The 7,152-nt window shown below is 63.9% G+C and carries 6 protein-coding genes and 2 pseudogenes; 5 read left to right on the top strand and 3 right to left on the bottom strand.

From position 1 onward, the window contains the following. Nucleotides 1-203 (top strand): annotated as a pseudogene (locus ACJ73U_RS29685) (IS5/IS1182 family transposase); the annotation flags it as partial. A gap of 15 nt (nt 204-218) precedes the next feature. On the opposite strand, the gene ACJ73U_RS29690 reads toward ACJ73U_RS29685, so the two are convergent. Together ACJ73U_RS29690 and ACJ73U_RS29695 are read right to left on the bottom strand one after the other, a co-directional pair. Further along, nucleotides 219-2,249, bottom strand: coding sequence for a DNA cytosine methyltransferase (locus ACJ73U_RS29690; RefSeq protein ID WP_407781030.1), 2,031 nt, complete (start codon nt 2,247-2,249; stop codon nt 219-221). 861 nt (nt 2,250-3,110) lie between these two features. Continuing rightward, on the bottom strand, nt 3,111-3,479 hold the full coding sequence (locus ACJ73U_RS29695; RefSeq protein ID WP_407781031.1) for a hypothetical protein: 369 nt from the start codon (nt 3,477-3,479) through the stop codon (nt 3,111-3,113). Between the two features lie 218 nt (nt 3,480-3,697). On the opposite strand from ACJ73U_RS29695, the gene ACJ73U_RS29700 reads away from it, so the two are divergent. The 4 genes and pseudogenes from ACJ73U_RS29700 to ACJ73U_RS29715 all read left to right on the top strand — a co-directional run bounded on the left by ACJ73U_RS29700 (nt 3,698) and on the right by ACJ73U_RS29715 (nt 6,888). Further along, nucleotides 3,698-4,348: a hypothetical protein gene (locus ACJ73U_RS29700; RefSeq protein ID WP_407781032.1), complete on the top strand. Its 651-nt coding sequence runs from the start codon at nt 3,698-3,700 to the stop codon at nt 4,346-4,348. Nucleotides 4,349-4,560: 212 nt separating this feature from the next. Then, nucleotides 4,561-5,856: pseudogene (locus ACJ73U_RS29705) on the top strand (IS701 family transposase). Between the two features lie 425 nt (nt 5,857-6,281). Beyond that, on the top strand, nt 6,282-6,488 hold the full coding sequence (locus tag ACJ73U_RS29710) for a hypothetical protein (protein ID WP_407781033.1): 207 nt from the start codon (nt 6,282-6,284) through the stop codon (nt 6,486-6,488). 85 nt (nt 6,489-6,573) lie between these two features. Beyond that, nucleotides 6,574-6,888 (top strand): hypothetical protein, encoded by a 315-nt coding sequence (locus ACJ73U_RS29715; protein ID WP_407781034.1) that lies wholly within the window; start codon nt 6,574-6,576, stop codon nt 6,886-6,888. Here ACJ73U_RS29715 and ACJ73U_RS29720 read toward each other — a convergent pair. Continuing rightward, on the bottom strand, nt 6,885-7,152 hold a 268-nt coding region (locus ACJ73U_RS29720), incomplete at its 5' end, for a transposase (protein ID WP_407781035.1). The genes ACJ73U_RS29715 and ACJ73U_RS29720 overlap by 4 nt on opposite strands.

Raw genomic sequence — 7,152 nt, forward strand, 5'->3', positions numbered from 1 at the left:
CAAAAGACGGACAACTCACCGTCGACGAACAGGCCTACAACGCCATCCACGGCGCCCTGCGCTGCCTCGGCGAACGCGCCAACTCCCTACTCAAAACCACCTACAAGAACCTCCGCCGCTACCGCGGCTGCCCTTGGCGCCTCGGCGACATCACAGCCGCTGCCCTGATCCTGCTCCACCACGAACACAGCCGAACCACATAACCAAACAAAAGTTGATCACACACAGCCACCGGACGTTACGCGGAAAGGCTCACTGGCACGTCGCTGGTCGACCGCCTGTAGAAGCGCAGGGAACTCACCGCTTTGTAGGAAGCGTGGCGACATCACCATCACGAAGACGTATGGCTGGATCTCCTCGGTGAGTCGCCAGAAATCTGCCCACAAGCTGTTGCGGGGATCGTGATCTCGCGGGCCTTGCCAACCGGAGAACCCCTGGGTGGGTGGGGCGCCGATGAGAACGTCGGCGTAGCCGATCGAGTACGGCGTGATCTGACGGATATCGGTGAGGTGCACTTCGACATCCCCGAAGTTCGCGGCGTAGGTTGCCGCGGAGGCGACATTGACATCGAGACCAACGATGGGGCGGAAGCCCTCCTGGTGAAACCCTAGGGTCATCCCGCCGCTGCCAGCGAATACGTCGATCACTGTCGGCTCACTGCCGGTGGTTCCCGTCGAGCGGGCGAAGTTTGATCGAGTACGCCGCGATCGCCGACGTCGCGCTGTAGTCGGAGCTGTTTTTGGCGCCGAGGGTTCCGGTTCGCGCGTCTCAATGTTTAGTGTCAGTTGCTGCTGGGTCGCTCGCGCGTGTTCTAGGGATCCGGCAGCCGCTCCGGAGACGTCCTCCGTGCCCCCGCTGCCGATTCCCGAGGTTGATGTTGATGCAGCGGCGGCCTTTGCGTCGCGAGCAACGAGCGACATACGGCCCACAGCGATGGGTGTGTCCGGACCGTCGCCGTGGTAGGTGGCAATCAGCAGAGTGCCGGCTGGTTCCGCACAAAGCGCGTGGTCCGCTGCCCGCAGGCCGAGGTCGGCCAGGAGGTTGTATTCGCCGGATTCTAGGTCGGTGCGCCCTACTGTGACACCATCATCGACTGTAACGACGGTACCGTCGCCGAGGCTGACCAGCCCTGTCGGACGAGACTGCGCGGAGCGTTGTCGGCGGCTCTGGTCGGTACCGACGGTGGTGATCAGTAGTTCGGGGCCGATCGTCACCAGGTCTTTCTCGTTGACCCAGGCGGACGCGGTGGCTGTCTCTGCCGGGTACTGCAGGTCGTACCGGTACTCGTCGCCGAGGGCCTCACCGAGCTGGCTGATCGACGCGCCGAGTCGGGCCTCCACGTCGCCGCCGGCAAATGCCCATATGGATCCGTCCGGGTGCGGTGCGAGGCTGGTGGCGCCGAAGAACCCTCCGCCGACCACGGTCACCTTGTTGTCGGCGAATCGCCCGATGCCGTTGCAACGGGTGAACAGGACCGTCTCGTCGGGCAGCGTGACGGCGTTGCGATGGCATCGTGATACCGGAGCGGCCCAGCGCGCGGCCCTGGTCGCGACATCGACGGCGAGGATGCCTTGGTCTGTGGTGACCAGGACATGGCCTCGATGGTCGACTCCGACACCCAGTTGATGGGAACTCGGCAAGGTGAACAGCACGTCTGCTGTGAGCGCAGGACTCGCCCCCTTCGTCAAGCCGGCCGGCATCGATTCAGGCGTCCCGAAGGCGACGCTCGGTGGCTCCTCGCCTGAGCCGATCAAGGTCAGCAGTGGTACATACGGGTTGCCCTCGTATGACGCCTGATCGAGGAGGAGTTCGATCAGCTCCTTGGGTGGCACCAGGCCGCTGAGCATCGCTTCGACGTGTGTGTCGTCCATCAGCAGGACCTGTAGCTGCTCACCATCCGCGACGTCAGCCAGCGCCTCCGCGGTGTAACCACCCATTGAGATGAAGATCCCGCCGGTGCCGGCGTAGCGCTGGCGGACTCGTTTCTGGAGTTTGGCGATGTATCCTGTATCCGCTCGCCGGTTCTCCCACTTGGCCTCGACGATGAACCGGTCGTCACCCAGTGCGAACACAACGTCCGCTTCCCCCTTAGCACGCACCCCTGATCTCGCGCGAAGGCCCCAGCAGTCAAACATGTTCGCGAGCAAGTCGTTGAAGGCCTGGCCTCGCGATTGGGGCGTATAGTCCTGCAACCGCCGCAGCCGGCCGTACTCGGCGATCAGGTTCTGCAGCCGCGGTCCGTTGTGCACTGCGACATTGTGCCGGACAGCTCCTCGGTCCCGGTGCTCCGGCCGGTCCGGGTCCCGGTGCCCGCACCCGTCCTCGACCTCGGCGCCCGCCGTCCGCTGGACGGCGAGGGCAGGGTGCGGACGTGGGGTTACAACGGCAGCGGTGAGCTGGGCATCGGCCGCGCTCGCAGCAGCCGCCACGGCCGTGATCGGCCGGTGCACCCCCGACCAGCCGATTCACGTGTGGCCGTTGATCAACATGCTGACCCGCAGGTAACTGCTCGCGCCAGCGGCTGGGCAGCGTCCTCGCCCTGACCCGACCCCCGCACCCTGCGCGCGTTCGACGTCGACCCACGCGAATCGCGAGGATATTTTCGGTGCGGCAGATCCGCACGCTGCCGCTTGTTCGTCATGATGACCATGACCGCGTCACCATGCGGACGATCGCGCCACCGTGATGACGAACCACAGCGAGCACTGTCCGATTCGCCCGATCTTCGTCCTATCCTGAATGACGCCGTCATGGGCATCGCGAATGACGAAACGGGTGGGCTGCCTCCAGCCGCGACTCAGCAGGATGCGCGGCGCGATGAGCCCGGCAGCCCCACATGGCGTGGACGGGCATCACAGCTACCGCCCTGCGGTGAGCCACATCCCACCACTGGCGAGGAGCGGCCCCACTGTTGTTCCTGACGGGCTTCACACTGGCCGTAGCCCTACATCACGTGGGACAGCACCACCGCGATATGGATCTATGTGATTCTCGGCGCAATCAGGCTCGGTGTCGTCCTCGCGGCAGCGACCGTGCTGCAACCGGCAGTTCCAGCGCCCACAATCACACCAACTCCCCTTGCCGTCCTCGGCCTGACCGACACGGGTGGCTCACAACGCGACGATGGCCAGCACGAGCCCGGACACCATAACCAGCCCGGACAGCACCGACCAGAAAAGTTGTGTGCTGCCGGTGAGCCTTCTGGTCCAGCGATAGAGACGGCTCGCCTGATGCTGTTGGTCCGATTCGTCGAGCAGGGCGGTGATAGTGATCCCGTCCGCGAGGAACTCGTCGTCGAGTGCGGCACGAATCCGGACTGTTCGCTTCCTGTTCCGCTCGTACAGTTCGGTGTAGGAGGCGGCGAAGGCCAACCCAAGCAGCCCAACGACCACCATCGCCAGGCAAAGGGGAAGGTCCTTCCCGCTGATCTGCCCGTCGTTGGCGATCACCGCAACAAGGACCGACGCGACGACGATCATGAAGTTTACCACGTTGGAACGCAACGTCTCTGCGTGCCGCGCATGCGTCCGAAGATCGGAGTACATGCCCCACAACAGGTCCCTACGAGCCTTAGCTTCGTCAGACAACTCGCCAGCCATGGCACCCTTTCTTCACTTGTATCCCCGCAACGGTTCAGTCGATCATTCCTGAAGTCTAAGTTCTCGGATAGCGGACTACTGGAGGTTCAGGAGGCGGCATGGGCCAGCTCCACGACCGGGAGGTCTGGGCAGAGCGCTTGAAGTCACCAGGTCTCGTGGCAGCGCTCGAAGCCTGGGTGAAACGGAAGCCATTCGACCTCCACCAACGCGGATGGTTCGCGGACGGCCGCAGCAGGAGGCCTGTCGCGCGCGTGCTGCACGCCTCCCCTGATGACACGGACCAGTTCGTCCTCAAGTTCTTCGATGACTCCGACGAGAAAAGGGCCGCGAACATCCAGCAGGCCTGGCTCAACGCCCACGAGGAATTCCGAAAACACCTGGCCGAGGTAAAAGAAGACACGATCATGCTCGGCGACTGGTCCGCAGTTTTCTTATGCATCGCCGGCGGAAATCTTAACGCCCTCCAACCACTCACAGACCTCTACGCTAAGTCCGAGTTAGCCGAATATTGTGGCACTGTCACCGCCTCGGTCTCGCGCACGTGGAACCGTAATCGCTTTCCACGAGAGACCAGACTGCTATCCGATGTCCTCAAAGAAATCATGGACAGGCGGTACGACGCCGCTTTCGACTGGGCCAGAAGGTCCGGCGTCCCGCTCGGGATCGCACCGGCAGTCTGCGACGCGACGGCTGGCCAGACACATTGCCGAACCCATTCACCTTGCTCACGAGCGCCGACACGTTGGTAGTCGAGGACCTCTTCGTTGGCAAGGCACACGGCGACCTCAGCGGCCGCAACATCCTCATTCCAACGAAACCTGCCATCAAGGCTGATTCATATGTGCTCATCGACTGCGACCGCTACTCGGAGCGGGCACCCCGAACACGTGATCCCATGCATCTCCTGGTCGCCCTAGTACTGCAACGGCACTCGCGTGAGTCGTAGTGGATTATGTCCGGCGTGGTTGTGGATCTCGTTGTTGGCGAGTTGGACCGGGTTCATACGCGGATCGCGGGCAGGTTCACCCGGTCAGAGCCCCGTGCTCGAGCACGGGAGTATGTGTCTGGGCTGGTCGCGGGGCTGGAACGGAAGAACGGTTGGACGCTGGCCGAGCAGGCTGGTGAGGTGTCCCCGGACGGGATGCAGCGGTTGCTGCGGCGAGCGGACTGGGATGTCGAGGGTGTCCGCGACGACGTGCGGGACTACGCGGTCGAGCATCTCGGTGATTGCGACGGAGTGCTGATCGTCGATGACACAGGGGTTCCTGAAGAAGGGTGTGCGGTCGGCGGGAGTGCAGCGGCAGTACTCGGGGACGACGGGACGGATCGAGAACTGTCAGGTCGGTACTTTCCTGGCCTATGCGTCGGCGCGGGGGCATGCGCTGATCGACCGTGAGCTGTATCTGCCCGAACCATGGATCGCTGATCGAGACCGGTGCCGCGCGGCGGGGATCCCGGACGAGGTGAAGTTCGCGACCAAGCCGCGGCAGGCGATGACGATGCTGGCGCGGGTGTTCGACGCGGGTGTGCCGTTCGGGTGGGTGACCGCGGATGAGGCGTATGGGCAGGCCAAGTACCTGCGGTTGTGGCTGGAAGACCACGACGCCGCGCACGTGCTGTCGACCAAGGTCAACGACACTTTGATCACGACCGCAGGTGAGGAAGTCAGGGCAGACGTGCTGATCGCCGGGCTACCGGCGCGGGCGTGGCGGCGACTGTCGGTCGGCGCCGGCGCGCACGGGCCACGCGAGTACGACTGGGCCCGGCTCCCGATCCGGATCGGGTGGCGGCCGGGGCGCGGGCACTGGCTCCTCGCCCGGCGCTCGATCACCAAACCCGCCGAGGTCGCCTACTACGTCCGCTACGGACCTCGCCGATCGGGGTTGCATGACCTGGCCTGGATCGCCGGATCCCGGTGGCGGATCGAGGAATGCTTCCAGCAGGCCAAGAACGAAGCCGGGCTCGACCACTACCAGGTCCGCACCTAGCGGGCCTGGTATGCCCACATCACCCTCGCGATGCTCGCCCACGCCTGGCTGGCCGTGTCCCGCTCCCTTGCCACAAAAGGGGAACCAGTGCAGGCAAGCCAGACATGATCGCTTTCACGTTACCGGAGATCCGCCGCCTGCTGACCAAGCTCGTTCTACGGATCGTCGACACAGCCGAACACGTCTGGGCCTGGTCGAACTGGCGCAGCCGACGACAACACCAAGCCCGACTCAGCCACTACAAACGACGCGGCTACCCACTCACCTGAGTGCCGTTGCAGTACTAGTCCTGGACCGGTTCGACCGTTATGGCCAGGAGACCCGGTGGGAGATCGCCAAGGTGCTCGTAGATCCGCATACCCCCGACCTTCCACCAGATCTCCACCATTTGCGGCGGCTCAGCAGCACTATCCGCACCGAATCAGCGCCGGAAGCCCACAAGGGGTTGGGCAACTTGTGGGATCAGCAATGCTTGCTAGCACTCGTCGGTGTCGGACTCGTACACTTGGGCCGGCAACTTTACACCAAAAACGAGCAAGACGCGAAAGAATGGTGCCTATACCTGGCAGCGCTCGCCACAGATTCATATCTCCGAACCAGCTCGCGGGAGCGTGTCGCAGTAGTGTCAACGCCCGCCCCAGACGTGGTGCGTGGCGGGAGCGGAATCGAGACGCTGGTAGATCGACAGGACGAGGTGCACGGTCTGCTGACGCGACTCACCAGCGGCCCGGGGGGCGTCATCGTGCTGTGCGGAACACGCGGCGTGGGCAAGTCGAAGCTGGTGGATGCCGTCCTCAACGAACTGGCCATGATGGCCACCGCGCCGCAAGTCCACCGGCACGACGTCAACGCGATCGTTCACCTGGACGTGAGAACGTTTCGTCGACTGGGTGACAGGTGATCCTGAGCCTGCGACGGCTCCCTGGCAGCAGGGTTCCTCACTTGTGCGGCTGGAAACAGCGCTGCGACGACTCGGAGGCTCCCGCGTGGCCGTTTCCATCGACTCCGCCGAGAACCTGTTAGATCCGGATACCGGGAAAGTGACTGACCCCGATCTCGACGAGGCGCTCGAAATGCTCGCGACGGAACCAGGGCACCGTGTCACCGTGCTCCTGGTGTCACATCAGGAGCCGGAGTCTCCCGCTGATGGGATATGGCCCACTGCGGAGACACCCAGACACGTCGGCGAGCTATCTCTCGAGGAGTTCCTGCCATACCTCGCGACTTTGGACCGCCATGGCCGGACAGATCCGGCCGGCCTACCCGAGGGGTCCCGCGTCGGGCTCTATAAGAGTTCCTAACAAAGTCGTGCGACGTGTCGCCAGGTGATGATGCAGGTGGCCAGGCCGAGGAATGCCTTATGGATGTCGTCGCGGCGTTCCCAACGGATACGTAGGCGTTTCATGCCGTGGTACCAGGCCACGGTGCGCTCAACCACCCACCTGACCTTGCCCAGACCGGAACCGTGGGGCTGACCACGGCGGGCAATCCGTGGGCGGATGCCTTTGGCACGCACCTTCTTGCGGTACTTGTCGTGATCGTAGGCACGGTCGCCGTACAACTCG

Origin of the sequence: Actinophytocola sp. (assembly GCF_045807065.1) — a bacterium.
Classification (GTDB): domain Bacteria; phylum Actinomycetota; class Actinomycetes; order Mycobacteriales; family Pseudonocardiaceae; genus Actinophytocola.